This is a genomic window from Arthrobacter sp. efr-133-TYG-118 (assembly GCF_030209755.1).
In the GTDB taxonomy this organism is placed as follows: Bacteria; Actinomycetota; Actinomycetes; order Actinomycetales; family Micrococcaceae; genus Arthrobacter.
The window spans coordinates 145219-172017 of sequence record NZ_JARVRH010000024.1 but is presented as its reverse complement, the minus strand read 5'-3'; the positions used below and the strand labels follow the sequence as shown (position 1 = coordinate 172017).

Sequence of the window (26799 nt, the reverse complement as noted above, 5' to 3'; positions counted from 1 at the left end):
TTGGTGCGGGTGAGCCCGTAGACGTGTATGACGCGGGGTCCGTGGGTGTGCCGGATTGTTGCCGTAAGAGCACGTGGGTCTGTTTCCTGATCAGAGGATCCTCCAAGCGGCGCTGATATCGATTCTCGCTGTAAGGATGGTGATTCTGATGGACGTGATGTTCGAGCGCGTTGCCGGGTTGGACATCGGGAAGAAGACGGTGACGGTGTGCGTGCGGACGCCCGGGACCGGCGGTGGCCGTCACGGGGAGACGCGGACGTTCCGGACCATGACCCGCTCGCTTGAGCTGATGAGGGACTGGCTGGTCGGGCAAGGAGTGACTCTGGCGGCGATGGAGTCGACCAGCACGTACTGGAAGCCGGTGTTTTATGCTTTGGAAGAGCGGATGGAGTGTTGGCTGCTAAACGCGGCCCACATGAAGGCCGTCCCGGGCCGTAAGACCGACCTGTTGACCGAACTAGCGGCAGGGGTTTTGTAAGGAATGCGCGAAGCGTCCTTGGCCTGTGGCTAGGCTCGCGTCGTGATTAACAACGAGGATGTGCCGCGGGATCTGTCCTGCCTGGTGGTGCCGTTGGTCGGGTCTCTCGAGGCGACGGAGGATCTGTTCGTGCCGTATCGGCTGGTGGATGGCCGGGGCTCGACGGTCGCGCGGGCCGCGGCGTTCTTCGCCGAGTTGATTGCCTCCGGGCGCCCGGCGACGACGCAGCGGTCGTATGGGATGGATTTGTTGCGTTGGTTCCGCTTCTTGTGGGCGCTCGGGGTGGGTTGGAATCAGGCGACACGGGTTGAGGCACGCGATTTTATCCGGTGGCTGCAGGTCGCGGCCAAGCCCACGCGGGCGCGCATTGGCGCTATCCGACTGGTGGTTCCCGGGATCGGGCGGAGACCCGGCCGTGGCCAGGGTGAACGCGGTGACCGGCAAGCCGTCTGGTGGCGATCGGCACGAGCCTGCGACGGTGGCGCATTGCGAGAGCGTGCTGCGCGGCTTCTATGATTTCCATCTGGAAGCGGGGACCGGGCCGATGCTCAACCCGTTCCCGCTGGCACGGCACGCCCTTGCCGGCCGTGCGGGAGCGCACCGCAGTCCGATGGAGCCGCTCGGCCGCGAACCTCGTGGTCGGTATCGGCCGAAGCTCGTGACGCGCGCGCCGCGCAGCATCCCGGACGAGCGGTTCGATGAGCTGTTCGCGCAGTTGGGCTCCCATCGCGACCGGGCACTCGTGGCGTTCTGGGTCTCGACCGGCGCACGGGCCAGTGAACTGCTGGGCGCCACGGCCGGTGATGTCGATCCGGGCCAGCAGCTGATCACTGTGATGCGCAAGGGAACCCGGGTGATGCAACCGCTGCCGGCCGCACCGGATGCGTTCGTCTGGCTGCGGCTCTACCAAGCGCAGCTGGAGGACCTGGCGCCGACTGGCCGGGACGAGCCGCTGTGGTGGACGCTGCGCCGTCCGTTCCGGGCGTTGGGATACGACGCGGCACGGGCCATGTTCACCCGTGCGAACGCTGCGCTGGGGTCGAACTGGTCACTGCACGATCTTCGCCATACTGCCGCGTATCGGATGGCGCGGGACCCGCAGATGCCGTTGACGGATGTTCAGTGGGTGCTGGGCCATGCACACCTGTCGACCACGCAGCGCTATCTGAACCCGGTGACCGAGGACGTGATCGCCGGCGTGCTGGCCTTTCACGCCAGGCAGCGCGAACGCGGCCCCGAGGCTCCGCCAGCGGCGGGATACCGGCCCGAGAGCCTGCGGATCCTTTTCGGCGAGGCCGGATCATGACCGGCAGCACGAACCAGACGATCATCCCTGGAGAGACCGCGGCAGCGGCGGCGAAAGCTACAGCGAAGCCGACCGGGGCGCAGCTGCTGGCCGCGTTACCGCCCCGCCCGCCAGCCGCATCCTGGCCGGCCACCGAGGCCAGTCGCGCAGTTTCGATTGCCAGAGGCCCATTCCATATTCGGGCATCATCGGCGCGTGGCCCGTCGCGTCGGCGTAAGCTGCGATGATTTGAGCGGGAGTGTCACCTGCGGTCACCCAGTAATCGAGTTGCTTGGTCGCCTCGGCCGACCATTGGGTCGAATTGGTCGCGAAGGTGGCTCGCCCGACTCCTGGATGATGCCACAGCATCCCGTACCCGTCGCTTGAGAGTACAAACGGGACGCTTACCTGGGAGTTGCGGTGGGCCAGTTCGAACGTGCATCCCTTGATATTCAGGAGATCCTGCTGATACTGCCCCATTCCGAAGAGCTGTTCGCCTGAGGAGGTCAGTGCCCTCGAAGAAAGCCTCGTGCACCTCCGGCGCCGACGTGTGGAGTCAGAGAAGCTACGCACTGATAAATCACAAACGCACCCCGTCTAGCGGTCACTTCCGTAGCCTACGATGGTGCGGGCTTCGTCCTTGCAAGCCGGACACGGCGGATCGGCTCCGGGTGTCGCGGGCGCCCGGACGGTCAGGAGGGTTCGCGGCCGAGGATCATGCCGCGTTTGAAGTATTCGTAGAGGCCGTCGAACACCGGACCGGTGATGCCCAGGACGGTGTTGTCGTCCAGTGTCAGGGACAGGCCCCGGATGATGATGTCCAGGCCCGGGGCGGCGGGGGCGTCGTACCGGTCATCTTCGAGATCGGCCTCGTGGATGACTTCGGCGACTTTCCAGGCAACCGGGTCCTGGATTTCGTAGCGGCGCAGAATGGTTTCTGCGGTGCAGTCGGGCCCATGGTGCGACAGATCCACCCCGGGCATGTCGAAGGCGGTCGCGTCGGCCGGGACCTCGGCAGGGTCATCGACGAACACAAAGACCGCGTCCGGGTCGATCATCCGGCGGATCAGCCAGGCGCACCCGGCCCGATCGACGTGCACTCCCGACCTGGTGGCCCACTTCATCGGGTACCCCTCGCTGCCGGAACGCCAGCAACGGCGGTGTGGTCGGGTTGGGCGTTGGGGGCCGTGGTGTCGCGCGGGGCGAGGACCGCGGCGATGGCTTCGGCGGCGAGGGCGCGTTCGGGCGGGGGGAAGTAGTCGCGGCGGTTGATTTTCCGCAGCTGTGTCCGGAGGCGTATCGCGGTCCGGGCCCTTGCGGTTTCCTCGAGCCGGAGTGCTTCCCGGGCGTCTTCGGCCAGGGCCAGGTATTCCTGCCGGCGTTCCTGGGCCATGGTTTCGGCGATGGCCCGTTCCAGGGCCTTGGTGGCGGGTTGGCCGAGCCAGACGGTCGCCGTGCCCCCGTTGTCGGTGATGTCCCCGGCGATCCAGTCGAAATGCTCGCGGGTCCTCGCGTCGGCGGGCAGGGCCACCAGTCCGTCGCCGAGCTGGGCCACGCCCAGGGCCTGCAGCCGCCGCCAGACCGCCACTCTCGGACTGGACGGGACGCGTGGCATCCGGTAGTTGAGCAGGACCCAGCCGCCGGGTATCAACGGTTCATTCTTCACCCTAAGATTGTAACCGTGGTTACCTTGAACTTGCATGGTTCGGTCCGAACCCGCGGTGCGTGCCTTTCACCGCTTCAGGAGAAGTCATGATTTCGCCCCTGCTCATTGTGATCTCCGCGATCCTCGCGGCCGCTGCGGTGGCCCTTGCCTGCCGGGTTGCGCGCTGGCCGGCCGTGGATCTTGGTGCCGCCGCGGCGGGTACCCTGGTGGCCGTCATCGCCTGGCGGGTGCTGGCGAACATCCTGGTCCTGAACGATGACTTCATGCCCGCCGTCAGTGTCGGGGACGCGGTGTGCCTGATCGCCGGGGCCCTGCCGCCGGCCATTGTTGCCTCCGTCGACCGGGAGCTGGGGCGCCGTGCCATACCGGCGCTGGCAGGAGGTCTGGTCGCATTCATCGCCAACGTAGTCATCCTCTGAGCGGAACGGAAACAGCGATGGAATCGGCAACCTCAAATCGGATCGCGAGGGCCGCGACATCCGTGCGCCTCGCTGCAGGGGTGATGCTCCTCGCGACGTCCGTGGCCGCCTGCTCCACGCCGGCCCCGGCATCCGCGCTGCCCTTGACGCAAGTGCAGGACATTCCCCTGCCCGGCGCGGCGAGCAGGCTCGACTACCAGGCCCTCGACGCCGGCGCGAAGCGGATTTACATCGCCCACCTCGGCGACGGCACCGTCCACGCCGTCGACCTGGGCACCGGCACGGTGGCCGGAACCGTCCCGGGGGTCCCCTCGGTCCATGGCGTCACCCTCGCGCCGGACCGGCACCTGCTCCTGGCCGCGGCATCCGGAACCAACGATGTCGCGATCATCAACACGGGCACCCTCGCCGTGACGGGAAGGGTGCCGGCCGGGAATACCCCCGACGGCATCGCCTATGACCCGGTCCACGGCAAGGCCTACGTCTCCAACGAACACGACCACGCCGAAACCGTGATCGACCTGGTCACCGGCAGGGCGAAGGGCTCGATCGAGATCGGCGGGGAAGCCGGCAACACCGTGTTCGACCCCGTCAGCGGGACTATCCTCGTCAACGTCCAGAACCGCGGTGAACTGCTGAGCATCGACCCCTCAACGGATACGGTCATCACCCGGATCCCGCTCAGTGACTGCGGAAGCAACCACGGCCTCTACGTCGACGGCGCGAACAAGCTCGCGTTCATCGCCTGCGAAGACAACGCCAAGCTCCTCGTCCTTGACCTTCAGTCCAAACAGGTCACCGCCCGCTTCGACACTGGCGCCGCCCCGGACGTGCTGGCCTTCGATGAGGGCCTGCACCGGCTCTACGTCGCCTCCGAAAGCGGTGTCGTCACGGTCTTTGATGAGCAGGACCGCGGTCTGGTCCTGAAGGCTTCCGGGAAACTTGCCGAGAACGCGCACACGGTCGCCGTGGACCAGGGAACCCACCGGGTCTACTTCCCGCTCCAGGACGTCAACGGCCACGCCGTCCTGCGCGTCATGGACCCGGTCCGATGAGCGGGAACGAGCCCTTGATCAGACCCCCGGCGTCGCGGCCCGCCCCAAAGGAAACACGGCAATGATGGATGACGACGCCGACGAATCGGCGCAGCCGGTGAACCCCGGACCCGTACCGGGACCGGAACCTGTTGCGTTCCGCCGTTTCGTGTTCTATTTCCTGGAGCTGGGAGCAGTCGGGTTCGGCGGGCCGATCGCCACCGTTGGGTACATGCAAAGGGACCTGGTCGAAAAACGCGGCTGGATCGACCGGAAGGACTTCCTCGACGGCGTTGCCCTGGGCCAGACGATGCCCGGCCCCCTCGCAGCGCAGGTGGCCATGTGGATCGGATACCTCCAACGCGGCGCCTGGGGAGCGTTCGCCGTCGCGGCGGCCTTCATCGCCCCCTCCTTCGCCATCGTCGTGGTCGTCGGCGCGCTCTACGCCGAATTCTCCGGCCTCGGGATCGTCCAGGCCCTCTTCTACGGCATCGCCCCCGCAGTCATGGCGATCATCACGATCGCCGCCTACAAACTCCTGAAGCTCACGGACCGGCGGGACTGGAGGCTCTGGGCGATCAGCGCCGTCGTCTTCGCGGTGACCGCGCTGACCGGGTCCGAACCCATACCCCTGATCCTTGGCGCCGGGCTGGCGATCCTGCTGCTGGACGCGCGCCCGACGATGCGCCGGCCACGACGGGGCCACCGCACTCCCAAGCCGCCCGCCGGCCCGAAACCTCCGGCGTCGCAGGCGCTGCTCCTGCCCCTGGCCATGTTGGCCGCGCCGGTCGCAGCGGTCGGGACGCTCCTGGCTCTGGGACTGTTCTTCCTCCAGACCGGGGCCCTGGTCTTCGGTTCCGGCCTGGCGATCGTGCCGCTCCTCCGCGACGGAGTCGTCGCCCATCACCACTGGTTGGACCAGGGCCAGTTCCTCGACGCCGTCGCGATGGGCCTGATCACCCCCGGCCCTGTGGTCATCACCGCGGGCTTCATCGGCTACCTCGTCGCCGGCCTGCCGGGAGCCGTCATCGCCACCGTGGGGATCTTCACCCCGATCTACCTCGCCGTCGTCCTCCCGGGACGCTGGTTCATCCGCCACCGCGACAGCAAGCAAGTCAAAGCCTTCGTCGCCGGAGCCACCGCAGCCGCCGCGGGCGCCCTCACCGGCGCCGTCGTGATCCTCACCCGGGAGGCCGTCAGCGACTGGATCACCTCGGCCATCGCCCTTCTCTCCCTCGGACTGCTCTGGCGCTTCAAAATCAACGAACCCTACATCGTCCTCGCCGCCGGCCTCATCGGCCTCCTCCTGCACCGCTGACAGCGTCCGGGGTCCCATGGCCCCGCTGGCGCGCCGGAGGCCCCCGCCGGCCGCGTTTCCTCACGTGTTCCATACTCGCCCCAGGCCTCGGGCGAAACGGCCAGATGGGATGCCAGCCAGGAAACGACTTCCGGGGCACTTGGGTGTCTTCGGCCAGAGGACAGGCATGGACCGTTCCGAAGCCAGAGCCGGAAGGAACCCCACCGCGGCACCAAGTGAACCGGTAGCGGCGGCCAGGACGACGGTCGGTCCGAGGAAGGACCTTTGAGTGACTTGCCGAAACAGATCAGCGACCGTGTACCGGCGCTTGGGGAGGGGCTCGATCGCGGGCATGGCCAGCACAGCCCAGATGGCAACGGCCAAAGAGACGCCTGTGAGGACCACGAACATTAGCGAGATGCCGCCGGCAATGATCGCAGCCGCCCCCAATAACGGGCCGATGGCGTAGCCGAGACCTTTCCAGGCGCCGTACCGGCCGAAATACTTGCCGGTGGCCTTGCCAGCCAAACGCGCCGTGGCAGCCGAAGACGCCGGAGAGAACGCGGACGCGGCAGCGCCCTGGCCCAGTCTGGCCAGCACAAGGATCAATGGCTCCTTCGCCCAGATCCCGAGGATCGACACGCCCGCGAAAGCGAAGAGTCCGCCGACCACCAGGGGTTTCGGCCCAACGCGGTCACTAAGCGCACCGAACACGGGCTTGAGGAACACCTCAGCGAGGTCATACAAGGCCAGCAGAACACCCAGACCCAAAAGCCCCAGACCGATGCTGGACTGTTCCGCTCCTAGTCCGGCCGCGACACTGTGGGCACCGAACGCGGTAGTGAACCCGGCCGCGTAAAGCGGGGCGATCGCCCCGGTCCGGGTCGTTGGTCTCATATCGCAACTTTGGTGAGTCTGCTCCCGGCCGGCGTCCGCCCGGCACCCAATTGACGAGCAAACGCGATGAGCTCGCAATCTTCCGGCGTCAGTCCCCGCAAATCAATGCCCATGCATCCAAGCCTAGACGCGCCCGTGGACTCCATTTGGTCTCGAACTTGGTGGAAACCTCTTCGGAGGTCCGCCAGCAGACCTTGCGGATCTTGTGGTCTGCGGGCTCAAGGCGGCCAGGATTGACGACCTGAGGATGGCCGCGGCCGAAACCCTCGCACGCGTTGGATTAGTGGAGCCGTGGCGGGTGGATCCCTCGTAAAGCGTCCTGATCCGTGCTCTGATGAAGAGTGAAGTGAAGGGATTTAGCCCAGGGGAGCGACCGTGAGTAGCAATCTCGAACCGTTGTTTCCAACTCGTCCAGGTACGCGAACGATGCTGGTCGTCCTCAGTGGCTTCACCGCGGCGTTGTGCTGGTGGATCGTGATAGTCGGAGTGGTGAACAGCGGGGCCGGGATCATCTTTCTGACGGTCCCCGTCCTGGCAACCATCGCGACGTTCCGTCTGGCACGCCGTCAGCGCCAAGGCCAAACATGTCAACCAATCGCACCGCCGCAAAGCTCGCGGCGCACTGTCCGCGCATCGCAGTTCCCTGCTTGTCCTTTGTGGCCTTACTGCGGCCCTTTGCTGGTGGATCAGAATAGCCGGGGTGATTAATAGCGGAGGCGGTGCGTTCTTCCTGGTCATCCCTGCTCTGGCAACCACCGGAACCTTCTTGGTCGCACGATATAAGGGGCGTCCGGCCAAGAACATTTACCACATAGGCAACGTCGGACCAACTTAATCAGTGCTGTCCTTATCTAAAGGAATATGGCAATAAACGGCTATGTGCTTTGAATGACGCCGCGGGGCGTCGTTCAAGAACTGCTCGCGAATTGCCGGTAATTCCACCATGTTCCATCCGATGCGCGATTGGCTCCGGCTCAGGATGGGCCATTGTCGCCGGCCAAACTGCTGACTTCCTCCCGGGAGGAAGATCCCCAGCTGACGACGTCCGGTGTGGGAAGTCTCAAGGCCACAGGAGGATGGAGATCGTTTGGGAACCTCCTTCGGGATGGGGAGCGTTTCGTGGCAGGTCGGAAAAATTTCGAGGAAACGATCCCTGCCCCGTGACTTTTCCGGGTGGTGCGTCGATTACCAGAGTGGGCTGCGGGGGCGGCCATGTTGTCCGGAACGTCGACAGGCCGAATCCATGGAGGGTCTCATGTCCTTTTTCACCGCGCCCACGGGCAGCAAAACAGCTGCCGGAGTTTTGGATACACAACCATGAACGCGGTCAGGATCGGTCCCGTCACCACCAAGGACACCGGTGAGGTAATCCCCGCTGCCGTGGTCCTCGGCGATGATCACATGAACGACGGATACGCCTGGATGGATCTGATCCAGGAACACGGATGGGCCGCTATCCCCAACTGGGGAGCCGATGGGTGGAACCTGGGCCAGTGGCCCTTTGTCATCGTCGCAGCCACCCGCACCGCAGGCGGCACCGGCAAGTTGTTCGGGGTCGCCAGCTACCGCGACGGCGACGTGACCTGCACGTACTACAGGACGGAGGCCAGGCAATGGGATGAGATCACCAGGCACGCACACTACTGGTGGAAGAACGGCGACGCACACGCCCCCGCTGACCTCCCCGAGGACGCCGCCGAGCTGCCGGGTAGGTACCGCCAGCCCTGCACGGGCCTTTTCAGCTAACGCGCCTCAAGAGCGTTGCACTCCGGTCTACCCAATGTGTGAGTGGTAGGGCGTCCCTAGCGACAAGTCGATTGCAATCCGAGCGATTTGTCAGGGCCATCTCAGTCTTGCCCGCATCCCGATAAAGGCCGTCGTGTCCATCCTTGGCGCGGCCGTCAGGGGTGGGCCGCAGGCCCATCACGCAGTGACGCGAATGCGCCCTTGAGGGGGCGTCGGGGACGGCGAACATTTGAGGCCGGGATGCGATGCCGGCCCATGGAGGCTGTGTCATCCGCCGATACCATCGGTGAGGCGCGCACTGCGATGTCGCCGTTCGTGATGGTGGTCGGCTCGCCCGCGTCCGGGCAACGGCGGCTGGATCGTCCGGATAAAGCGGTGTCATCTATGCTTCCAGGCGCGAAGACAACCACGCGTTGAAGTCGCTCGGGCTGATCCGCAGATGTCGCCCGATTCGATAGGCTCGGGGGCCGATATGCTTCACCCGCCACTGGTAGAACGTCTGCTCCGGAATCTGCAATTGCGTGCAGATGTCTTTCGGGGTCAGCCATTGTTCTCCGGCACCTTCCGCCGCGCCGCGGCTGGCTTCTGGCGTTGTTCTCATCTGTGTCTCCGTCGTCTCCGCGGTTTGATCGCCGGCGGAAGCGCCAGCTGTATTCCTCTTCATGGGCTCGGAAGGGGTAGGCGGCATGACCGTGGAAACTCCCTTGCGAAAGATTCGGAGCGGTCTAAAAGCCTAGCCGGAATCCGCGACACGCCCCGCAAGGCGGGGTGATTCGCCCACCGTTTACCCACCGGAAACTATGGTGAGTAACGAAAAATGATGAGCACGCGCGGTGCCCATTTGGGCCATCCTGCCCCGGAATCTAGGCATTTTTGACATCCACCGAATACTGATGAAAAACGTCAAGTCATAATCTTAAGGTCCTCGGTTCAAGTCCGAGTAGCCCTACCCGAAAAGGGCCCCTGAACTGCGGAAACGTAGATCAGGGGCTCTTTCATTTTGACGTTCTGAGGTAGGCATCCACCGGTGTTAGCCAGCAGGAGGCGTGGATCGAAGCCTTTGGCGGCTGCGCGGGCCTGTCACTGCGCGGAGAACTGACGGAGCGGCGCGACTGTTTCCGGTTTGGGAGGGTTCTTGTGGAGAGCGATGAATGTTGGCGGAGTTTGAGGGTGGCTATTGCCGTCGGGGTAGTCCCATGCTGATCGGTCCATTGGGCGACGAGGGGGTTAGTTTCCAGATCGATGAGGCGGATCCGTTGGAAAATTCGCGGATCAGCGCGTCGTCGATGCCCGAGAGTTGCTGGCTGTGGTTGTGGATGTTGGTGGCCGGCTGACGGATGTCTGCGGCCTTGTAGAGTGTCCGTGAGTCCAAGGTGACCCAGGCGCCGTCGGTGATGCGCTGGATCCGGTTGGCGATGACCAAATGAGTGTGCAGTTGCGGGTCGCCCGTACGAGATTCCCAGTGATCGAACGCTGCGGCGATGGCGCCGCGGGTGCCGTTAGGCCAAACAATCATGGACCGAATTCTCGCGCCAAAGGGGCCTCCTTCACGACCTGTCCGTAAGCCCGTCCCTCAATTGGCTTCCTTGCCGATCGGTAGCGCAGGGGCCGCTAGCCCAGGTGGCGTCGAGAGGACGATTTGCGAGCCTTCGCCTACCAATGATCGAAAGACCCCGATGAGCGCCGGGCAGCCCGGCAGCGAGAGTGCGGATTCCGGCTCGTCGAGCAGCCAGAGCCCGCGCACCCTCCAAACTAGCGCCCGGGCCAGGTTGTACCTGGACGAGCCTCGTCCCGCGTCACGCCGGTGGAACAGGACGGCTTGTGCTGTCGATGATCAGGCGGGTGTGGCGTCCCGGGAGAGGATCCAGATGTTGGTTCCATCCTGGCGGGCGAAAGTCACCGTGCTGACGAGGGCGCGGATGAGGGCAAGGCCGCGTCCTGATTCCGCGTCGGGACCGGGCATGCCTGCCGCGTCTGCGTCCAGTTCGGGGTCGGCCGCACCGAAGGCGCTGATCTGGGCCCGAAGGCTTTGCGCTTTGATCCAGATATCGACTCCCAGCTCAACCGGCGCGGGGGAGTCCGGGACGGCGTGCAGGACCACGTTCGTCGCGGCCTCTATCACGGCCGTGGTAAATGTCAGCCGGTCCAGTTCGGGGACGAAGGACGCATCGTTCCAGAGTTCGTCGAGCTGGTTGTGGACAGCCTCGATGGACTGTTCGGCTGCCTTGTCGCGGAAGTGCCGGCGGGCGATGATGTCAGTCATCTCCGAAGGCCTCTTCAGCGGAGGCGTAGGACGTGAGCACCCGGTCCATGCTGGTCAGCTCAAGAACCATTTTCACCTGGGGCTGCACCGCCGCGATGCGGAGGTCCCCGCCGGCCTGGCGGGCCGCCTTGAGGCACCCGATGAGCGCGCCGAGTCCGGACGAATCCATAAAGGTTGTCTCTCCCAGGTTGACGACGATCCGGTTCGAGCCGGACGCGACGACGTCGGCCACGAAGGTCCTGAGTTTGGGCGCGGACACCATGTTCAAGCGCCCGGCCGCCAATACTTCCGTGTAAGTCCCGTTTGCTTTGTAAGTAAGATCCATCATGGTTCCTTTCGGCGGTCAACCATATTGGCCGCTGAAGTCGTTTCAGCCCCGGAAGGGTGTTCAACGGGAGCATATCCCCGATAGAGCACAGCCCGGACCAGGATGCTCATGACGACGAGGTCGTAAACAACCCAGACTACGTTGACCAGCGTACCGATGGGTTCGGACAAACCTGTGGTAAGACGCGCGATACCGACCACCGCGGCGATGACCAGCAGTATCGAGACAACGATTTGCGGCCGGATCAGGCTCCAGCGCGGGCCGCCCTCCTGCCGGTCTTTCGGGGTGACCGCGAAACCCAGTGGCCGTCCAAACCAGACGTTGCGCGCCGCCGTCGTGCATGCCTTGATCCAGGTCGGAAACAACGCCAAACTGTACTGTTGTCCCCGCCAGGTGGGAATGCCTCGTCCGGCAACAGCGAACAACAGCTGATTCGCGATCATGAAGGGGATGAAGCGGATGAAGAAGTCGAAGCTGAGGCTGCTGACGGGCAGGATGCCCAGCACGAGGTAGACAATCGGTGCCGCGAAGTAGATCACTGCCGCGAAACCGCTCAAGTAGCTCCACATCGTGGCGAAATACATGAGGCGCTGTCCCCATTTCAGGCCGCGCTGCACGAGCGGATTCTCCCGGAGCAGGACCTGGATCGTCCCCTGGGCCCATCGCAGACGCTGCGTCAGCATGGTCCCGATGTCCTCGGGAGCCAGCCCGTAAGCCAGGACCTCATGGTGGTATACGCTCTGCCAACCCAGCGAGTGCATCCTCATGGCTGTGGCCATGTCCTCAGTGACGGAGATCGTTGCCAGTGGCATGACCGGCTGCGCCTCACCCGTACGCTCCACGGATAGGGCATCAAGGACTGCCTGGACAGACTCCATGGCGCCCAGGGGAGACCATTCCCGGGCGGACAGGCGCTGGACGGCGTCGTCCGCCACGACCTTGACCCCGGCGTCTCCGACGATTGCCAGGTCCATGGCCGAGATTTCCTCAAGGTCAGCCTGCAGCGCATGGACATCGGCCTGGACCAATGCGTGGACGGCCCGGTCCACCTTTTGCCTGACTTCATAGGTGATCTCGCTCAGCGAGTGCCCGGCATCGAGCTGGGCACTGGCATGCTCGGTGGCGGTTTCCACATCTCTGAGCATCTGGTCAACAAACGGCGAAGTGGCATCGGCGGACTTCCGCGCCGTACGGATGGCCTTCCGGGAGGCAGCCAACGCCCGCCGGATGCTCTTCTCGGTTTCCTGTACGTAACCAACAAGACCGAGCTGCATGAGCGCTTCCCGCCGAAGGATGGCGTTTGAACCACAGAAAAATGCGGCGTTCCAACCGTCCTTGCCCTGCTGGATTGGGCCGTAGAACAGGGGAGCCTGGCTGCCCAGGGGATCGTCGACCGGGACGTTGTTGAAGTACTGCGGGGTCTGAACCAGCGCGACGCGCGGGTTGTTGAAGTAACCCAGGGTCCTGTCCAGGATCTCCGGTTCGGGGACCTGGTCGGCGTCCAGGATCAACAGGAACTCTCCGTCCGTGACCATCAAGGCGTTGTTCAAGTTGCCGGCCTTGGCATGGCGGGGCATGTCCTGCCAGTCCGCTCCCCGGGTGACATAACCCAGGCCGTGCTCGGCGGCGAGATCCCGAAATTCCGGCCGTGCCCCGTCGTCAAGGATCCACGTACTGTGCGGATGCCTGATCCGCTGGGCGGCCAATGCGGTTGTCAGCACCAGGTCCAGAGGCTCGTTGTACGTGGTGATAAAAACATCCACGGTCGCACCCGAGGGCGCAGGAGGGGCTCCGGTCCGAATCTTCAGACGCCACACCGTCATGCCGAACAGGAACACATCGATCAAGCTGTAAGTCTCGGCAGCCACGAGGGGAACTGCGATCCACCAGGCATCCCAGTTCAGCGATGCCGCCCAACGCCAGATGACATAGTTCAGCCCGAAAACCACTGTGAGAACGACGATTAAACGCGTCCAGAACCGTGTCATACCCCAGCCTTCCAACAGCTCTTTCGATGCGGATCAAAACCGAAGCCTGAACCACCCGTTCGGCGCGGGCGGCACCGCGAAGCCACCACCCGGGACCCCGTAGTGAACCGCGACAACGCCCGTACAAACAATGCCGAACATACCACCGCTAGGGCACGCCCAAATTGTCACACTAGTCCTTCCGCGGTGGCCTCAGCGCTTCGGTGCCACATGAGGCAGGTCTCTGGTTCGGCTTGGCGGCGCCGCCATCAACGTGGTTGGGGCATCGGTGCTTCAGGCGACTGAACTTTCTAGTTTCCCGGATCCGGGAGTAGAGGCCGCCGGAATCGGGCGGATATGGCCGATCAAGAAACCCGGCATCTCAGCCAAGCCCGTTGGCGCGTCCTCCTGTGTGCAAGTAGATTGAGGATCGAATCCAGTTGTGGGTTCAACTCGGTGGGGAAGGTCTCGTGGGGGAACAAAGGGCGCAGCTCTATGACGTCAAGGAACAGGCGCGGCAGGCGGCCCTCAGCCAGTATGGGCTGCCGGGCGGTATTCTGCCTCGCGCCGGACATGAATATGACGACGCTTTGGAACGCCGGAGCGGGCTCGACAAACTGGCCGGGCTAGCCGCGAAGATCTGTGGAGTCCCCTACGGGGTAGTCAACATCATCACCGCGGAGGAGCAGCACCAGATAGCGGCCGCCGGGCTTGAACCTGCGGTCTGTTCGCGTGAAGAGTCAATGTGCGCGCGAACATTCCTGGACGGCGTGACGACCGTGATCCGGGATGCCTCCGCTGATCCCCGCTTTACCGCTAATCCGTTCGTGACCGGTGAAATCGCGAATGTTCGATTCTATGCTTCAGTCCCGTTGGTGGCTGCCTCCGGCCACGTCCTTGGCACCTTGTGCGTATTCTCCGACCGGAAAGGCTCGCTGAGCGGGGAACAGGAGGACGCTTTGGAAACTCTCGCGGCCCAGACGGTGGATGTCCTCGAATTACGGCACCGGACCCGGCTCTTGGACGAGGCGATGAAAGAACTGCGCAGGAGCAACGAAAGCCTGACGGAATTCGCCGGGCGGGTCAGCCACGACCTGCGCAATCCCCTCACGGCCATCATCGGTTACGTCGAGCTGAGTGAGCAGGATCCCGCCGTTCAACCGGAAAGCCCCGCTGTTGACTATCTGCATTCCATCGGCGGGAGCGGACGGCGAATGCTGGCGATGTTGGATGACTTGCTCAGCTACTCACGCCTCGGGGGCGCTCTCGACCGTTCCACGATCTCCCTTCGGGCTCTTGTTAGCGACATTGAAAAGGACCTGCATCCGGCAATCGAGGAGACAGGAGCGATCATTGAGTGCAATGACATCCCACTCTCCGGCGACCCGGCCCAGCTGCGGACTTTGCTGCAGAACCTGGTCAGCAATTCTTTGAGTTACCGCAGCCCGGGGAAGACCCCGAAAATCCGGATATCGGGTGAGTTGATCGACGATGTCGCGGTTCTCCGTGTGATCGATAACGGCAGGGGTATTCCGCCATCGGACCGCCACCGCGTGCTTGAACCCTTGATACGCCTGCAGCGCGACAGCGACGGCCCGGGGTCGGGTCTGGGCTTGGCCACATGCATGCGGGTTGTTTCCGCCCACGAGGGGAAGCTCACGATCGGCGAAACGCCCGGCGGTGGCACCACTGTCACTGTCAGCCTTCCTTCGGCGGCGGCCGGACAGCAGAAATGAGGCGGTACCGGGCGCTGACGTTCCTCGCGAACGTGTTGTTGGCCCTCACGGCGCTTTCCTTGTGGTGTGCCGCCCCAGCCACGGCGTCCGGTGACAATGCGGCGCTTCCCGACCAGGGCAAGCCTTACCTCGGGGCCATGCTGGACTGGGGGTCTGACAACGCGTCCGACTTTGCCGGACGCCTCGGCGCCTCACCTGCCCTGTATGCCCACGACGTTTCATTCCCCATGACCGAGACCGAGAAGCGGTACGTGCGGGAGTTCCTGGCTCAGGCAGGAGCCCAAGGCGCCCATGCCCTCCTCTCCGTCAAACCGACGGTGCCGCTCTCGACCATCGATTCCGGGAGCGCGGGAGCGTTTGTGGATGAACTGGCGACGTTGTCTGAAGGATTCCACGGAAAGCTGCTCATCAGCTTCGCGCCTGCCATGAACGCCAGCTGGGTTTCCTGGGGCCAGCAGCCGCAGGCCTATCGACCGGCCTTCCGTACTTTCGCCGGAGCCGTCCGTTCGAAGCTGCCCGGGTCTGCGCTCGTGTGGCAGCCGTTCCAAGGGTGGGGTTACCCTTTCAGCAAGGCCCGCCAGGCGCCGAATCCAGGCCAGGCAGGCTTCGGGGACCTTGACTCCAACCATGACGGCGCGTGGGACACCAAGGACGCAGCCTACGCTCCCTACTATCCGGGCGACGACATCGTGGACTGGGTAGGTTTGTCCGCCTTCCACGACGACAGCGGAGGAGCCCAGGGGAGCAACACCCTTCCCAGACAGGGAGAGTTCGCGTCGATGCTCGCCGGCAACGGGACGGCTACACCGAGTGACGCCGATTTCTACGCTGATTACGCCGCGAAGCGCCAGAAGCCGCTGCTGGTCGAAACCTCGGCATACTTCAGCCCCGCCGCCAACGGATCGCCGGAGAGCGACATCAAGACCGGCTGGTGGAACCAGGTCATCTCGGTCGCCTCATCCCCGCAATACGGGCGCATCGGCGCCATCGTGTGGGACGAGACCACCAGTGTCCGGGACACCGGGGACCTCTCCGTCGATTGGCGGCTGACGCACCGCACCAACATCGCCGCGACAGCCAAGGACATCCTTCTCCGTTCGCCGTTGGTGCGGGGGCCCGTCACCGAGCGGACGGCCGGGACAGGTGAAGCGCGCACGGTGACCGGGCCGGCAGCGTGGGCCGTGACGGCGTCCGTGCTCGTTGCCGCATGTTGCCTATGGCTTCTTCCGCTTCGCCGTCGCGAAGTTCAGGGCTGGGCCTACGCCGACCCGTCGCAGCGCGATCGCAGGATCGACCTCCTGCGTGGCATGGCCATCGTCTTCGTGGTGGTGGATCATCTCGGCATGACGTCGCTGTTCCAGCTGTTCACGCAGGAAACCATCGGTGTGGTGTCCGGAGCCGAGCTGTTCGTGCTGCTCTCCGGGACGATCCTTGGCATGGTCTACGGGCCGCGAGCCAAGGGCGGAGTGGGCGAGATCGCCGAGAAGACAGGCAGAAGGGCCGGAAAGCTTTATGTCACCGCGCTGGCGGTGGTGGTGGCGGTGTTTCTGCTGAGCCTCATCCCGCAGATGAACGCGGACGCATTGACCACCTTCACGGACCAAGGCACCGGGGCAGCCGGACATGCCGCCTCCGGGCGTTCGTACGATCTGTACTCGGGAATGGGGGACCTGCTGCACTATCCCACGCCGCCGGCGGTGATTCCCGCCATCCTGCTGCTCCAGTTCGGCCCTTGGCAGTTCAACATCATGGGCCTCTATGTCATTATGTTGCTGCTCAGCCCGCTTATCCTCGCCGCGTTCGCCCGCGGCAAAGTCGTGCTGGTCCTGCTGGCCAGCTTCCTCCTCTACGCTGCGGGATCGGTCCTTCACCTGCGTCTGCTCCCGTCCCAGTTCGAAGATTCGTTTCCGTTATCGGTCTGGCAGATCCTGTTCATCCTCGGAATGGCGGCCGGATACTATCGCAGGACCATCGTCGCGTGGTTCTCCGATCCCCGCCGACGGCTGCTGGTCGCTTTGTGCGCTGTGCTCACCGCCGGATTCGCGCTGTTTTCCTGGGCCAACCCCTATGCGGTCAACGACTTCGCCTTCAGGCTGGGAGTGCTCCCGTCCTCAGAATTCCGCTCGTTCTACGACGCGTACTTCGGGCGCACCTACCTTGGGCCCGGCAGACTGTTGAACGTCGTGGTACTGGTCATTTCGGCGTACGCATTTTTGACGGCGTACTGGAAGCTGGTGGAGCGCGCCCTGGGCTGGCTGTTGATTCCGCTGGGACAGGCAACACTGTACGTGTTCGTGGTACACGTGTTCCTGATCCTCGCGATCTCCAACATCCCCGCTCTCCAACAGGGCAACGTCTGGCTGAACACCGGCGCGTACGTGTTGATCCTGGGGCTGTTGTGGACGATGGTCAGGACCAGATTCCTGTTCCGGGTGATCCCGCGCTGAGATTCAGGGCCTTTCCGCCCCCCCGCGGACGCTTCTTTGTAGATTCCACACATTCGTGTCACCGGGCTGGTATCGCGGGGATGGGCGCGAGCCGCCGGACGACGACGGCGGTAACGTCATCCGAGGCCGTGTCAGCGGGCGCGAGGAGCATGATCGCGTCGCATGCGGCCTCGGCGGTGGAAGCGGTAGTTACCGCCGTGGCCACGGCCTGCATGAACTGGTCAAGAGTCTCGAATACATCCAGCACCCCGTCGCTCACCACGGCGATCGTGTCGCCGTGCTCGAGACGGATACTGGCCGCGGTCCACTCCTGCCCCGTCCAGGCACCGACGGGCGGGCCGCTTGAAGTCAGGCGTTCCACCTTCCCATCGGGCCGGATGTGCAGTGCCAGTCCATGGCCCGCGTCCACATAGTTCAGAATTCCGGAGGAAGCCTCCAACCGTGCGTGGAACAGTGTGACGAAGGAGCTGGACCGCGCGAGGTCGCCTTCCAGAATCCGTCCAGCGGATTGAAAGGCCGACTCTACGTCCGGGCGCTTGCCGGCGGAGCGCATCACCGCTCGAACCGTTGCCGCGATGAGCGCTGCTCCCATGCCCTTGCCCATCGCGTCCGCCACGGTGAGCTGCAGCCCATCCGGAGTGGGGTACCAATCGAAGAAGTCACCGCCCACGCTCCGCGACGGCTGGAAACGTCCGGCGATTTCATAATCGTCCAGCTTGATGGTCTCCCAGGGCAACAGGCTCTGTTGGACCTCCACTGCGCGCTCCAAGTCGTCCTGGCCCGGCACGCGAGGTGCCGGGGTTCGTGCGCGCCGGAAAAGGGCGTTGACCCGGGCCTGGATTTCGCGGGGGCTGAAAGGCTTGCTCACGTAATCGTCTGCGCCTGTCTCCAGCCCCACCAATCGATCGATCTGGTCGACGCGGGCGGTAATCATCATGACGTAAGCGTCCGAGAACAGCCGGAGCTGACGGCAGACATCCACGCCGTCGTGGTCGGGCAGATTCAGGTCGAGGGTGACGAGGTCGGCACCTCCGGACCGGACCGCCTCGAGACCCGCCTCGCCGGTGCCTGCTTCGGTAACTTCGAAACCCTCCATGGACAAGATCATGGCGAGCAGTCGCCTGATGTCCGGGTCGTCCTCGATGATGACGGCACGGCGGGAGAGTTGGGTGTCAGGCATAGCCCTATTAAACAACCTATCTCCGTGCGTACCTCGGGTAGCCGAAGCCGTGTTCCCGTGGAGAGTCGCCTCGTTCAGGCCGAGGGCGCGGGTTAGTGTTGGTGCCGGGTCCACGGATTGTCGCTCACCTCCGCTGCCGGCGGGCTTCGTGGACCGAACGACGATCTGGGAGCTGCAGACCCCGTGGACAGAGTGCTCAACCTCCTGACATTGAATACCGTGCGGTTCCATCAGCTTTCGTTGCGCAACCGGGTAGTGCTTAGCCAGCTGCCGTTGTGTGCCACGGTCTTGTTCCTCCTGGCGGTCTCGGCGCTGTTTCATCCGCTTCTCCTGGCTGACCGGTTATTCATGACCGGGGTCATCCTCACGGGTTTCCTGCTGGTGCTGTGCTTCGCGACTCCATGGAGCCGGCTGCCCTTTCCATCGTTCCTCATCATTCCCTTGCTCGACTTTGTGCCGATCGGGTTGATTCGCGAAGGCGCGGACAACACGCTCGTGGGACTCGGTCTGCTCACCGTGTTCCCCGTCATCTGGCTCACCGCCTCGGGCTTGTTCCGGCGCACCGCCATCGTCCTAAGCTTCGCGGCTACCTTGGCGATGGTCTGGGTGCCCGTCTTTGCCTCCGGCAGCCCCATTGCGCCGCAGGACCTGTCCAGTCCGTTGCTGCTGCCGTTCATGGCCCTGGCGATCGCCAATACCGTCAGCGTGATGACCCGCAGCATGATGGAGCAGCAGGCTCTTGTCGAATCCCAGGGCGAGCGGCTGGAAGCCCTGCTCCAGGCCAGCGGGCGCCGGGAACGGCTGCTGAACACCATCGTGAACGCCGTCGACGTCGGCGTGCTCGCGGTCGACGAGGAAGGCAGGGACATACTTCAAAACCGCAAGCAGGACAAGCTCCAGCAGGCAGCGTTGCCGGTGGGGAAGCCTGCCGCACTCGAAACGGAATGGCTGGTGTTCAACCCCGACGGCGTCACGCCCGTGCCGCCCGAGCGGCGCCCGCGGGCCCGCGCAGTGAACGGGGAGACCTTCTCAGACCAGCTGGTGTGGGTGGGTGACTCGGCGGGCCGCCGTGTGCTGTCCACTTCCGCGAGGCCGCTGAAGGATGCGGAAGGTATACGCGAAGGAGCCGTGGTCACCTATAACGATGTCACCGAGCTCGTCACGGCAAACAACGCCAAGGATGATTTTGTCGCCAACGTGACGCATGAACTCCGTACACCGCTGACGTCGATCCTCGGCTATGTCGAGCTCCTGTCAATGACCGACGGCGTGGCCCCCCATGTCGAAGACGGGCTGAACGTGATAGGACGGAACTCGGACCGTCTGTTGTCGCTGGTCGATAGCCTCCTCACCGCCGTCGCACCTGCCTCGGGGATACAGCCCACCAGGGCCGATCTGGCCGGAACGATCAAGGAGAGCGTGGCGGCAAACCGGCCCCGTACACAAGAAGCAGGCATCGCCGTGAACGTCGACGTTCCGGAACACCTGCCGGCCACTTTCGATCCGGGACGTATCAGCCAGGTGCTCGACAACCTGCTTTCAAACGCCGTCAAATTCTCGCCGGATGGCGGCAGCATCACGGTGGCGGCAGCGCTCTCCGACGGATTGGTGGTCTGCGAGGTCGCCGATGAAGGCATCGGTATGAACGCCGAGGAGGCCAAGGAGATCTTCACCCGCTTCTTCCGCAGTTCCGCGGCACGAAAGGCAGCGATTCCCGGCATTGGCATCGGCCTGGCCATCGCAAAGCAGATCGTGGAGGATCACGGCGGGACCATCACCTGTCGAACCTCGCCAGGGAAGGGAACCAGCATGGTGTTCACCCTTCCGGCCGATGGCGCGGTTGACTGATGCTGAGCCTGGACCTTGGTCCTCTATCCCCGGCCCTCCGCACACCGTAATATCTGATTTCCATGACGAATCGACGCAAGGGTAGGGCTGGGACCGTGCGAAGCCTTCAGAGGTTGCTGGGTGTGCTGGGTGCTGTGGGCACTCTGCTGATTGCCGGATTGTTCCTCCCGACTGCGGCCGTCGCGGCGCCGGTGGCGTCCCTGAGCCCCACTTCGGGTCCCTCCGGCACGGTTGTCTCTGTCACTGGGTACGGATTCGCCAAAAAAACGTCCGGCACCTTGACCGCGGCTTCCGCCTCGGTGAACTTCACAACCACCGCCAACGGTTCCTTCAGTTCCTCGATCAATGTGACTGCTGCCGCTGGTCCCGTGCAGGTGAAGGCCACTGTGGGCTCCGTTTCGGCTGTGTCCACCTTTACCGTGACCGCCGCCGTTCCTGCGATCAGCGGCGCAGCGCTGCGCTTCGGTATCGCGAACCCCGGCGGACCGACGGCCAGCCAGGAACTTGACGGCATCGCCGCCTTGGTGGGCGAAGCGCCGTCGATCATCATGACTTACAAGGATTTCGCACAGGCACCGCCGCTGGCGGAACTCGACGCCAGCGCGGCCCGCGGTGCGGTCACGCTGGTCACTTGGGAGCCTTGGATCTGGGGCCAGGGCATAAACCAGCCCGCGTATTCGCTCGCCAGGATCGCCGCAGGGGATTTCGACGGGTATATCGCTCAGTGGGGCTCAGCGCTGGCGTCCTGGGGCAAACCCGTATACCTGCGTTTCGCGCACGAGATGAACGGCAACTGGTACCCGTGGTCGGAGCAGACCAACGGCAACCTGCCGGGCGACTACGCCAAGGCCTGGCGGCATGTCCACGACGTCGTCACGGCAACCGGTGCCAGCAACGTGAGGTGGGTCTGGAGCCCCAACGTTCCGTACTACGGATCCACGCCGCTGACAGGCGTCTTCCCCGGTGCCGACGACGTCGACATCGTTGCCTTGGACGGCTACAACTGGGGAACCTCCGCGTCCTGGAGTTCGTGGATTGCGCCCGCTGACCTCTTCGATCCAGGTTTGGCCCAGCTCCGTCAACTGGCCCCCGGGAAACCGATCCTCATCGCCGAGACGGCCAGCGCCGAAACCGGGGGATCCAAACCGCAGTGGATCACCGAGCTGGTTGCCCATCTCGCCTCCCAGCCCGATATCACCGGATTCCTCTGGTTCGACTACAACAAGGAAACCGACTGGAGGATCGACTCCACGCAGGCGTCGGCAGACGCAATGACAGCAGCGTTGAAGGCGCGGCGCTGATTGTCTGCCGCGGTAGGCCCGGTCTGCTTGGCCGATGTCTCCGGAACGGCCCGCCAGGCGGGGTGTTCCGCACACCGTTTACCTACCGGAAAATATGGCGCAAAGAGCCCCTGGCCTGCGGAAACGCAGGTCAGGGGCTTTTTCGTTTTGCGGTTCTCAGGTAGCGGGGACGTCGAGAATCAGGGGCCGATGTCGTACATCTCGTAGTCGTCGGTGGTGATGGTGCCGTTGGCTTGGATGTTCAGGCCCCAACTGATCCCCGAGGCACCGGCCGGCAGGGGAGGGGTGGTCCAAGTGATTTGGGTCCAGTTCGCCGCGGCGACCACCAAGGGGCTTGCGGTCCAGTACGTCCAATACCCGTTACCGACGCGGTAATAGAGTTCGAACTGGGTTGGCGCGGTGGATTTGAACCAGGCCTTCAGCTGATATCTATGTCCGGTTGTGCCGGTCGGTGAGCACCCGCCCAGGTCCAGGGCGGGCAGGAGTTTCGCGTCCCCTGACGACCGGCCGGTCAGGGTGAGCTGTTCGGCGTTCGTGCCCGTGTGGCCGGGGGAAACAACGGCGAAGGTGGGGGTATTGGTGCCGTACCCGCCTGCGGCCCAGCACTGCGGGATCGTGTTGACCAGGGTTTCCAGGCTGGGGTTTTGAATCATGTTCGTCCCCGGAGGGGGTGGCGGAGGTACGGCAGGGCCCTGGACAGCGGGCTTCTGGGTGCCGCCAATGACCTGGTCCACGGTCTTTACCGTGACGGTACCGGCTGTCTTTTGCTGTGCCAGCCAGGTGGCGAACTGGCTGAACAGGGTGGGGGTGATGGTCAGCGTGGGGTCCGTGCCGACTGCGATGTGGTGAAATGTCAGTTGGACCCACCCGCCGGTGGTTGTTTGGGCGTGGGTTACCTGGTTCTCCAGATTCGCCAGGGTCCACGTGCTGTCCACCTCATCCGGTGCCGCAGTTACATAGGGATTGGCGGGCGGGATGGTGTCTGCTGCGGGAAGCGTCGCAGAGGCCGGGTCCTTGCTGGAGGTGTCGCCCAGGCCACGGGCACTGTTGAACCCGCACTGTTTCACCAGGGCCTCGGTGGCCGGGTCTTCGGACGCGAAAGGGTAGGCAAAGCTGGTGACTTTGAAGCCCATGTTCATGAGCGCCACGCGCCCGTCGCAGATCTGCCGTGTCGACTCAGCGGGGGTCAGGGACACAAGATCCGGGTGGGTCACGGTGTGGCCGCCGATCTCATTGCCGTCGGCGGCGATTTGCTGGAGGTTGGCTGTGGTCAGGTAGGTGGGCTGGTCGATCCACCCGGTGGTGATGAAGAACGTGCCGACCAGGCCCAGTCTCTTTATCGTGGCTTCTGCCGTCAACTGGTCCGCGTTGCCGTCATCGAATGTCAGCGACACCACTGTGTTCGGGGCAGCATGCGCCGGTGCGGCGAGCCCCACCCCGGCCAGCAGGCCGGCAACCATCAGCGCCGTGCTGCCAAAAGCGGTCCAGCGTTTGCGAAAGTGCTTGGCGAGCAGAATTCCGGGGACGTCGGGCCGTGCGCGGCCCTTGAGCCGCGATACAGCTGCCCCCTGGTGCTCATCCGTAGTCCTCATGGTCACTCCTCCCCAGCCTGGATAATGCACCAGAAGCCGAGTGATCCTTCGTTGATTTCCAAGAAGGTGCCGCTCTAAGAGGGAGTCCGCTCTGGGTTCCGGCGGGTGGCACCCGGTTGTGACTCGTTCACACACGCGTACTTTAGAGGCTACGACTGACGGGTAGCCGCAAAAACGAGTGGTCAACACTCGTTCTTTCTGACGCTCCGTTAGGTAGACGTCCTGATGTAGCTAGTTAGTTGCCTTTGGATCGTTTCCTACGAACGTCCCGGGCGGCATCCATGCGCCAAACACGGGGCCGGGATCCGGCCGCTTTGCGTGCCGCCCGTCGTCGGAGACTCTTTGTTTGAGCCGTTGCAGGACCCACGGGAACAAGTGCTCGCGCGCCCAGATGATGTCATCAGTCCTTGCCCCGCGCCACGTGCGTCCGGGTAGGTCTTTCGGTGTCATTGGTTCCAACGTGTGGGGGACGTTGAGGGTATCCAGCACCATGATGGCGATGGTGTGCTGGCCCAGGGGCGAGAAGTGCAGCCGGTCAGGATCCCACATTCGAGGGTGGGTGAGTTGACGCAGGGCCCAGAGGTCGGCAATTACTGCATCGTGGCGCGCGGCGATGGTGCGAAGATTCTCGTTGAAGATGGCCACCTTGGCGCGTGTGTGTCCCAGCACGGGCGTAGCGCCCCAGTCCGGTCCGGCGAACAGTACAACCGTTGCGCCCGCAGCGGCGAGGAGTTGCACGCCGGCATCCATCCGGACGGCGAGTTTGTCGGGATCGCTTCTGCGGAAGATCAGGTCATTGCCCCCGGCATTGAGAGTGATCAGGTCCGGTTGCAGGGCCAGCGCAGGGCCCACTTGCTCATCCAGGATCTGATGGAGCAACCTTCCGCGGACTGCCAGATTCGCGTAAGCGAAATCGTCGTGTCCGGCACTCAGTTCTTCCGCGACCCGGTCCGCCCATCCTCGCAGGCCCCCCGGGCTGCGCGGCTCCGGATCTCCTACTCCTTCGGTGAACGAATCACCCAGGGCCACATAACGGCTCCACGGGTGCAGGCGGGCGCCGGAACCAACGGAGCCACCCTGCGCCGGACTATCGGCGCTGGGAGCGTTCATCCCTCCATACTGCTCCTACCAGGCCGAACGCGCCACGGCGGGCTGCCGGCAGTAGATACTGAACTCGCGAGCCGGATGCGCATCCTAGAGTTATCTTGTGAGCCTCGAATTGCCCTCGCTGATGGATCCTGAGTTGTGGTCACTCGTCGATGAATCCCGCGCCTTCTACGCCCGGCGGCCGGCCGGCCGTGGTCCGGGCAGTCGGGAAGAGCTGCTCGCTTTCCGAGCGGGCGCGGCAGTACCTGCAGAGTGTGATCCACCGCCAATCACAGTGGTGGCAAGCGCATTTGGCCGAAGCGTCCCGGTGCGGATCCACATGCCGGTGAGCATGCCGGTGGCGGGCGTATTCCTGGAAATCCACGGCGGCGGCTTCTACATGGGCTCGGCCGCCGGAAGTGACGTTCGCAACAGGCGGCTTGCGGACGCGTTGGGTATTGCAGTGGCCAGCGTGGATTACCGGCTCGCTCCCGAGCACCCGTGGCCTTCCGCACCTGACGACTGCGAGACAGCAGCGCTGTGGCTCGTGGAGCATGCCCAACGCCGTTTCGGCACAACCAGACTCGCTATCGGTGGCTTCTCTGCCGGTGCGACGCTGGCAGTGTCTACGCTTGCGCGGTTGCGCGACCGCGGGGTCACGGCATTCAGCGGCGGCGTTCTGCAGTTCGGCACCTACGACCTCGCCGCGAAGACGCAGGCCGGACGCCTGATCGCCGACGAGTATTTTCTCGACGCCTATGCGGGGAGCACGCCGGATCGCACACACCCCGACCTGTCACCGCTCTTCGCCGACCTCGCCGGCCTACCGCCGATCCTGATCGTGATCGGCAGCGACGACATCCTTCTGGAAGACAACCTCGCCATGGCCACACGGCTGTCGGAAGCCGGTGTCGAGGTCGATCTGCGTATCTATCCCGCCTCCCCTCACGGATTCACTGGGCACGCGACGCCGATGGCCCGTGCCGCTCTCGGACACATCGACGCATGGCTTGGGGCCCGGCTGGGCCCGGCAGACTGATCGTTACTCGGAGCGCTGGCCGTCGTCCGAGTTGTCCCCGGCGACGCCGGTGAACATCAAGCCCTTGGGGTGGATGGAGGCAAGTTCCTTGATCGGGGCGAGAGCGCCCGTGCCCAGGTCCAGGTTTGCCAAGTAGGCGGGGCCCGCGTCGGGTACCACCGTAGAGACGGCTTCGCCGGCCCTGAACGGGCCAGTGACGGAGAAGACCTTGTTGTCCTTCGGGTCCGTGACCAGGAGTGTCTGGTTGGAGTGGGCCGCGAACACGGTGTCATCCAAGGGCTGGGCCACCGAAAGCACTTGGAGAGCTTGCTTGCCGCTGGCCGGGTTGGAAGCGAAGATCAACTGCTGGTCCGCTTGGGCGTCAAGCATGAAGGAGTTCTTGAACCGCGGAGCGGCGGCCGGAACCTGGGTGTTGGAGTCCGGGTCGGTGAGGCCTAGCCTGGTTACCTTTCCAGCCTGGGGACCATTGGCTGCGGTAGCCGTAGCATTGTCGCCGAAGAGAGGCGTCAGTTTGGCGGTGGTGCCTTCCAATGCGACGGAATAGGCGGCGGGACCCGAAGTATCAACCGGGGCTGAGGCGCTGACGAGGATCTTGCCGTTCATGACAGATACGGCGTCGGTTCCACCACCGTGGGTGAGGCCCGAATATGTGTACGTAATCAGCGGCTTCGCCTGGTCCGGGCTGAGGGTTGAGAAGCTCGAGTTGCCGTCCTCGTTGGCGGTCAGCAAGAGACGGTGGTGTTCCGGATCGGCCGTAAGCCCATCAACCTTGCCCGTGACTTGCCAGGACTTGCCGGGCTTTCCGTCGAGGCTGAACTGCTGAACGGTGCTGGCTGTGGTGCCATTTGCGGAGGCCTCGCCCAAGGGGCCGACGCCATTCTGGAATGAGACGTACACGGAGTCGCCCATCCGCGTGATGTCGTCAGGTGCTGACTCGGTGCCGACCGGGGAGAAGGTCTTCACAGTGAATCCGGCGGGCGCGGCGTGTGCTTCGCCTTCGTCCGCAGCGGATGCTGGCACGGCAACGGAGGCAAGAGTGGAAGCCGCGACGGCGGCGCCCACCAATACCATCGAGGTCCGCTTGAGCTTGTTGGGTGTAACAGGCATTGAAAATCGTCCTTAGCTTAGGGAAACGATGTCCCTGCCAACGTAGGGAAGCGGGCTGGTAGCGAGCCGTGCAAAGGACAAAC

The 26799-nt window shown here is 64.2% G+C and carries 24 protein-coding genes and 1 pseudogene; 12 read left to right on the top strand and 13 right to left on the bottom strand.

Annotated elements, in window-relative coordinates:
• The first annotated feature begins 73 nt into the window (after window positions 1–73).
• The 3 genes from QRN59_RS19075 to QRN59_RS19065 are packed head-to-tail and all read left to right on the top strand — an operon-like array spanning window position 74 to window position 1784.
• The gene (locus tag QRN59_RS19075) at window positions 74–478 is read left to right on the top strand and encodes an IS110 family transposase (RefSeq protein ID WP_284984016.1); all 405 of its coding nucleotides are present in this window, start codon (window positions 74–76) and stop codon (window positions 476–478) included.
• 42 nt (window positions 479–520) lie between these two features.
• Window positions 521–994 carry a site-specific integrase gene (locus QRN59_RS19070; protein ID WP_284984015.1) on the top strand — a complete coding sequence of 158 codons (474 nt, stop codon included), beginning with the start codon at window positions 521–523 and terminating at the stop codon, window positions 992–994.
• Window positions 912–1784 (top strand): tyrosine-type recombinase/integrase, encoded by an 873-nt coding sequence (locus tag QRN59_RS19065; RefSeq protein WP_284984014.1) that lies wholly within the window; start codon window positions 912–914, stop codon window positions 1782–1784. The genes QRN59_RS19070 and QRN59_RS19065 overlap by 83 nt, the downstream gene beginning before the upstream one ends.
• A gap of 57 nt (window positions 1785–1841) precedes the next feature.
• On the opposite strand, the gene QRN59_RS19060 is transcribed toward QRN59_RS19065, so the two are convergent.
• The 3 genes from QRN59_RS19060 to QRN59_RS19050 all read right to left on the bottom strand — a co-directional run bounded on the left by QRN59_RS19060 (window position 1842) and on the right by QRN59_RS19050 (window position 3429).
• The gene (locus QRN59_RS19060) at window positions 1842–2243 is read right to left on the bottom strand and encodes a hypothetical protein (protein ID WP_284984013.1); all 402 of its coding nucleotides are present in this window, start codon (window positions 2241–2243) and stop codon (window positions 1842–1844) included.
• A gap of 212 nt (window positions 2244–2455) precedes the next feature.
• Window positions 2456–2887: a chromate resistance protein ChrB domain-containing protein gene (locus QRN59_RS19055; protein WP_284984012.1), complete on the bottom strand. Its 432-nt coding sequence runs from the start codon at window positions 2885–2887 to the stop codon at window positions 2456–2458.
• A complete protein-coding gene (locus QRN59_RS19050) occupies window positions 2884–3429 on the bottom strand; it encodes a Chromate resistance protein ChrB (RefSeq protein ID WP_284984011.1) in 546 nt (181 codons plus the stop codon). The genes QRN59_RS19055 and QRN59_RS19050 overlap by 4 nt, the downstream gene beginning before the upstream one ends.
• Window positions 3430–3515: 86 nt before the next feature.
• On the opposite strand from QRN59_RS19050, the gene QRN59_RS19045 reads away from it, so the two are divergent.
• From QRN59_RS19045 to chrA, 3 genes are all read left to right on the top strand, one after another.
• Window positions 3516–3848 carry a hypothetical protein gene (locus QRN59_RS19045; protein ID WP_284984010.1) on the top strand — a complete coding sequence of 111 codons (333 nt, stop codon included), beginning with the start codon at window positions 3516–3518 and terminating at the stop codon, window positions 3846–3848.
• Window positions 3849–3865: 17 nt separating this feature from the next.
• Entirely contained in the window at window positions 3866–4903 is a 1038-nt protein-coding gene (locus tag QRN59_RS19040; RefSeq protein WP_284984009.1) for a YncE family protein, read from the top strand.
• 61 nt (window positions 4904–4964) lie between these two features.
• Window positions 4965–6200, top strand: a complete 1236-nt coding sequence (gene chrA / locus QRN59_RS19035; protein WP_284984008.1) for a chromate efflux transporter — start codon at window positions 4965–4967, stop codon at window positions 6198–6200.
• A gap of 165 nt (window positions 6201–6365) precedes the next feature.
• Here the strand turns inward: chrA and QRN59_RS19030 are convergent.
• A pseudogene (locus tag QRN59_RS19030) lies at window positions 6366–7076 on the bottom strand (MFS transporter); the annotation flags it as partial.
• 1317 nt (window positions 7077–8393) lie between these two features.
• On the opposite strand from QRN59_RS19030, the gene QRN59_RS19025 reads away from it, so the two are divergent.
• On the top strand, window positions 8394–8822 hold the full coding sequence (locus tag QRN59_RS19025; RefSeq protein ID WP_284984007.1) for a hypothetical protein: 429 nt from the start codon (window positions 8394–8396) through the stop codon (window positions 8820–8822).
• A 382-nt stretch (window positions 8823–9204) separates the two neighbouring features.
• Here the strand turns inward: QRN59_RS19025 and QRN59_RS19020 are convergent, their stop codons facing one another.
• From QRN59_RS19020 to QRN59_RS19000, 5 genes are all read right to left on the bottom strand, one after another.
• On the bottom strand, window positions 9205–9423 hold the full coding sequence (locus tag QRN59_RS19020) for a helix-turn-helix domain-containing protein (protein WP_284984006.1): 219 nt from the start codon (window positions 9421–9423) through the stop codon (window positions 9205–9207).
• A gap of 573 nt (window positions 9424–9996) precedes the next feature.
• Window positions 9997–10338 (bottom strand): relaxase domain-containing protein, encoded by a 342-nt coding sequence (locus tag QRN59_RS19015; RefSeq protein WP_284984005.1) that lies wholly within the window; start codon window positions 10336–10338, stop codon window positions 9997–9999.
• A gap of 318 nt (window positions 10339–10656) precedes the next feature.
• Window positions 10657–11085 carry an ATP-binding protein gene (locus QRN59_RS19010; protein ID WP_284984004.1) on the bottom strand — a complete coding sequence of 143 codons (429 nt, stop codon included), beginning with the start codon at window positions 11083–11085 and terminating at the stop codon, window positions 10657–10659.
• Window positions 11078–11413 carry an STAS domain-containing protein gene (locus QRN59_RS19005; protein ID WP_502871087.1) on the bottom strand — a complete coding sequence of 112 codons (336 nt, stop codon included), beginning with the start codon at window positions 11411–11413 and terminating at the stop codon, window positions 11078–11080. Before QRN59_RS19005 ends, QRN59_RS19010 begins: the two co-directional genes overlap by 8 nt.
• Window positions 11410–13401: a glycosyltransferase family 2 protein gene (locus QRN59_RS19000; RefSeq protein WP_284984003.1), complete on the bottom strand. Its 1992-nt coding sequence runs from the start codon at window positions 13399–13401 to the stop codon at window positions 11410–11412. The genes QRN59_RS19005 and QRN59_RS19000 overlap by 4 nt, the downstream gene beginning before the upstream one ends.
• A 449-nt stretch (window positions 13402–13850) precedes the next feature.
• On the opposite strand from QRN59_RS19000, the gene QRN59_RS18995 reads away from it, so the two are divergent.
• Window positions 13851–15116: a sensor histidine kinase gene (locus QRN59_RS18995; RefSeq protein WP_284984002.1), complete on the top strand. Its 1266-nt coding sequence runs from the start codon at window positions 13851–13853 to the stop codon at window positions 15114–15116.
• Window positions 15113–17563, top strand: a complete 2451-nt coding sequence (gene opgC / locus QRN59_RS18990; protein WP_284984001.1) for an OpgC domain-containing protein — start codon at window positions 15113–15115, stop codon at window positions 17561–17563. Before QRN59_RS18995 ends, opgC begins: the two co-directional genes overlap by 4 nt.
• Window positions 17564–17621: 58 nt before the next feature.
• Here opgC and QRN59_RS18985 read toward each other — a convergent pair whose 3' ends face one another.
• A complete protein-coding gene (locus QRN59_RS18985; RefSeq protein WP_284984000.1) occupies window positions 17622–18743 on the bottom strand; it encodes a SpoIIE family protein phosphatase in 1122 nt (373 codons plus the stop codon).
• A gap of 117 nt (window positions 18744–18860) precedes the next feature.
• On the opposite strand from QRN59_RS18985, the gene QRN59_RS18980 reads away from it, so the two are divergent.
• On the top strand, window positions 18861–20591 hold the full coding sequence (locus tag QRN59_RS18980; RefSeq protein WP_284983999.1) for a sensor histidine kinase: 1731 nt from the start codon (window positions 18861–18863) through the stop codon (window positions 20589–20591).
• 95 nt (window positions 20592–20686) lie between these two features.
• Complete coding sequence (locus tag QRN59_RS18975) at window positions 20687–21892, top strand: glycoside hydrolase family 26 protein (RefSeq protein WP_284983998.1); 1206 nt, start codon at window positions 20687–20689, stop codon at window positions 21890–21892.
• 179 nt (window positions 21893–22071) lie between these two features.
• On the opposite strand, the gene QRN59_RS18970 is transcribed toward QRN59_RS18975, so the two are convergent.
• Complete coding sequence (locus tag QRN59_RS18970; RefSeq protein ID WP_284983997.1) at window positions 22072–23484, bottom strand: polysaccharide deacetylase family protein; 1413 nt, start codon at window positions 23482–23484, stop codon at window positions 22072–22074.
• A 231-nt stretch (window positions 23485–23715) separates the two neighbouring features.
• Window positions 23716–24594, bottom strand: coding sequence for an SGNH/GDSL hydrolase family protein (locus QRN59_RS18965; protein WP_284983995.1), 879 nt, complete (start codon window positions 24592–24594; stop codon window positions 23716–23718).
• Between the two features lie 97 nt (window positions 24595–24691).
• Between QRN59_RS18965 and QRN59_RS18960 the strand changes: the two genes are divergently transcribed.
• Window positions 24692–25609, top strand: coding sequence for an alpha/beta hydrolase (locus tag QRN59_RS18960; RefSeq protein WP_284983994.1), 918 nt, complete (start codon window positions 24692–24694; stop codon window positions 25607–25609).
• A gap of 3 nt (window positions 25610–25612) precedes the next feature.
• Here QRN59_RS18960 and QRN59_RS18955 read toward each other — a convergent pair whose 3' ends face one another.
• Window positions 25613–26716 (bottom strand): hypothetical protein, encoded by a 1104-nt coding sequence (locus QRN59_RS18955; RefSeq protein ID WP_284983993.1) that lies wholly within the window; start codon window positions 26714–26716, stop codon window positions 25613–25615.
• Window positions 26717–26799: the final 83 nt, after the last annotated feature.